General features: G+C 51.6%; 2 tRNA genes and 3 rRNA genes. All 5 read right to left on the bottom strand.

Going from position 1 to position 3,448, the window contains the following annotated elements:
* Nucleotides 1-2,825, bottom strand: a 23S ribosomal RNA gene (locus GT674_RS16620); the annotation flags it as partial.
* Nucleotides 2,826-3,014: 189 nt separating this feature from the next.
* Nucleotides 3,015-3,088 (bottom strand) — tRNA-Ile (locus GT674_RS16625).
* Nucleotides 3,089-3,111: 23 nt separating this feature from the next.
* Nucleotides 3,112-3,184 (bottom strand) — tRNA-Ala (locus GT674_RS16630).
* 5 nt (nt 3,185-3,189) lie between these two features.
* Nucleotides 3,190-3,307, bottom strand: a 5S ribosomal RNA gene (gene rrf, locus GT674_RS16635).
* A 74-nt stretch (nt 3,308-3,381) separates the two neighbouring features.
* A 16S ribosomal RNA gene (locus GT674_RS16640) occupies nt 3,382-3,448 on the bottom strand; the annotation flags it as partial.

Here is a 3,448-nt window from a genome sequence, read left to right on the forward strand (position 1 = left end):
CTGCCCTATCAACCTCGTCGTCTTCAAGGGGGTTTACTCCTTTCGGATGGGATATCTCATCTTGAGGGGGGCTTCACGCTTAGATGCCTTCAGCGTTTATCCCTTCCGGGCTTGGCTACCCGGCTATAGACTTGGCAGTCTAACCGGTGCACCAGCGGCCCGTCCATCCCGGTCCTCTCGTACTAAGGACAGCTCCTCTCAGATATCCTACGCCCACGCCGGATAGGGACCGAACTGTCTCACGACGTTCTGAACCCAGCTCGCGTACCGCTTTAATGGGCGAACAGCCCAACCCTTGGGACCTACTACAGCCCCAGGATGCGATGAGCCGACATCGAGGTGCCAAACCACTCCGTCGATGTGAACTCTTGGGAGTGATAAGCCTGTTATCCCCAGGGTAGCTTTTATCCGTTGAGCGATGGCATTCCCACTTAATACCACCGGATCACTAAGCCCTACTTTCGTACCTGCTCCACCCGTCGGTGTCGCAGTCAAGCTCCCTTCTGCCTTTGCACTCTTCGAATGGTTTCCGTCCATTCTGAGGGAACCTTTGGGCGCCTCCGATACCCTTTCGGAGGCGACCGCCCCAGTCAAACTCCCCGTCTGGCATTGTCCCACCGCCGGGTCACGGCGGCTGGTTAGAAACCCAATACTGCAAGGGTGGTATCCCAACAGCGGCTCCGTAATAACTGGCGTTACTACTTCTCAGCCTCCCACCTATCCTGTACATGCAGTACCGGATCCCAGTACCAAACTGGAGTAAAGCTCCATGGGGTCTTTCCGTCCTGGCGCAGGTAACCAGCATCTTCACTGGTACTTCAATTTCACCGGATGCATTGTCGAGACAGCGCTCAAATCATTACGCCTTTCGTGCGGGTCGGAACTTACCCGACAAGGAATTTCGCTACCTTAGGACCGTTATAGTTACGGCCGCCGTTTACTGGGGCTTAAATTCAAAGCTTCGCTTGCGCTAACCTCTCCTCTTAACCTTCCAGCACCGGGCAGGCGTCAGCCCATATACCTCACCTTACGGTTTCGCATAGACCTGTGTTTTTGCTAAACAGTTGCTTGAGCCTATTCTCTGCGGCCACTTTTCAGTGGCACCCCTTCTCCCGAAGTTACGGGGTCATTTTGCCGAGTTCCTTGACAATGCTTCTTCCGCCGGCCTTAGGATTCTCTCCTCATCCACCTGTGTCGGTTTACGGTACGGGTATGGTATGAACAATAGCGGCTTTTCTTGACGCACAGCTCACGGACTTCGTTACTATTTTTCACTCCGCATCACGTCTTCCCATTGCCACACGGTTTTTCCAATGTGACTGGTACCTCGCTTGCACCGGGATTCCATTCCCGGCTTCCGCTCTCTGCACGTGTCCCCACAGTTCTGTCATATCATAGTACAGGAATCTCCACCTGTTGTCCATCGGCTACGGCTCTCGCCCTCACCTTAGGCCCCGACTTACCCAGGGCAGATCAGCTTTACCCTGGAAACCTTGGATATTCGGCCTAGAGGATTCTCACCTCTATCTCGCTACTCATTCCGGCATTCTCTCTTCCATGCAGTCCACAGCTCCTTTCGGTACTGCTTCGTCCCGCATGCAATGCTCCTCTACCAATCCTTTCGGATTCCTTAGTTTCGGTGGTACGTTTCAGCCCCGGACATTTTCGGCGCAGGACCTCTCGACCAGTGAGCTATTACGCACTCTTTGAATGTATGGCTGCTTCTGAGCCAACATCCTGGTTGTCTTCGAAATCCCACATCCTTTTCCACTTAACGCACACTTTGGGACCTTAACTGAAGGTCTGGGCTCTTTCCCTTTTGACTGTCCAACTTATCTCGTACAGTCTGACTCCTGGTAAGCAATTACACGGCATTCGGAGTTTGATATTCTTCGGTAGGCTTTGACGCCCCCTAGGAAATTCAGTGCTCTACCTCCGCAAATCTCTACCAAGGCTAGCCCTAAAGCTATTTCGAGGAGAACCAGCTATCTCCGGGTTCGATTGGAATTTCTCCCCTATCCACACCTCATCCCCACCCTTTTCAACGGATGTGGGTTCGGTCCTCCACTGCCTCTTACGGCAGCTTCAACCTGGACATGGATAGATCACCCGGTTTCGGGTCTGCCCCCACTGACTCTGGCCCTGTTAAGACTTGGTTTCCCTACGGCTCCACACCTTAAGTGTTTAACCTTGCCAGTGAGCGCAACTCGCCGGACCGTTCTACAAAAAGTACGCGGTTGTGCATATAAAGCACTTCCACAGCTTGTAGACACAGGGTTTCAGGTTCTCTTTCACTCCCCTCCCGGGGTCCTTTTCACCTTTCCTTCACAGTACTATGCGCTATCGGTCACTAAGTGGTATTTAGCCTTAGGGGGTGGTCCCCCTGACTTCCCGCAGGGTTTCTCGTGTCCCGCGGTACTCTGGATCCTGCTCAGTCTGCTCTGTTTTCGTCTACGGGGCTTTCACCCTCTCCGGCCGGCTTTCCCAAAACCGTTCCACTAACATTGCAGAATCTTAAATGCAGTCCGTAACCCCAGATCGCACGCGATCTGGTTTAGGCTCTTCCGCGTTCGCTCGCCGCTACTTACGGAATCGAGTTTTCTTTCTTTTCCTCCGGGTACTTAGATGTTTCAGTTCCCCGGGTTCCCCTCCATACGTTATGGATTGGCGTATGGATACATGAGGTTTGCTCATGTGGGTTTCCCCATTCAGAAATCTCCGGATCAATGGATATTTGCTCCTCCCCGAAGCTTATCGCAGCTTATCACGTCTTTCTTCGGCCCTTAGTGCCAAGGCATCCGCCCTGTGCCCTTTCTGCTTGACCATTTGCTCTGACACCCTAGCGTAGGTATCAGCGGTCTTTGATTCTCGTTGCTTATTGATAATTTAATTATCGATGTCTTCCTATCTTACGTTTTTACGTTTTATATCAAGGATATTTGATTAGTTAATCAAATTTACATGTATGCAGTTTTCAAGGTACGATATTGGGCTTAATTTTACTTAAGACCCAATGGGCTTAAGTGGACTCGAACCACCGACCTCACGCTTATCAGGCGTGCGCTCTAACCAGCTGAGCTATAAGCCCATCTTGAAATCTTTCGATTTCAGTGGAGATGAAGAGATTCGAACTCTCGACCCCCTGCTTGCAAGGCAGGTGCTCTCCCAACTGAGCTACATCCCCATTTGATCTGGCATCCACCTGCTCTCCCACACCGTCTCCAGTGCAGTACCATCGGCCGCTTGCGTCTTAACCGTCGTGTTCGGGATGGGAACGGGTGTTTCCCACAAGCGCATCGATACCAGAAATTTGGTTATTAAGTTGTATACTTGATAACTCAACAGTAAAACACATTCAATTTTCTACTAACTCTTCCTTAGAAAGGAGGTGATCCAGCCGCACCTTCCGATACGGCTACCTTGTTACGACTTCACCCCAGTCATCGGT

Source organism: Blautia sp. BIOML-A1, assembly GCF_009883055.1.
Classification (GTDB): Bacteria; Bacillota; Clostridia; order Lachnospirales; family Lachnospiraceae; genus Blautia_A.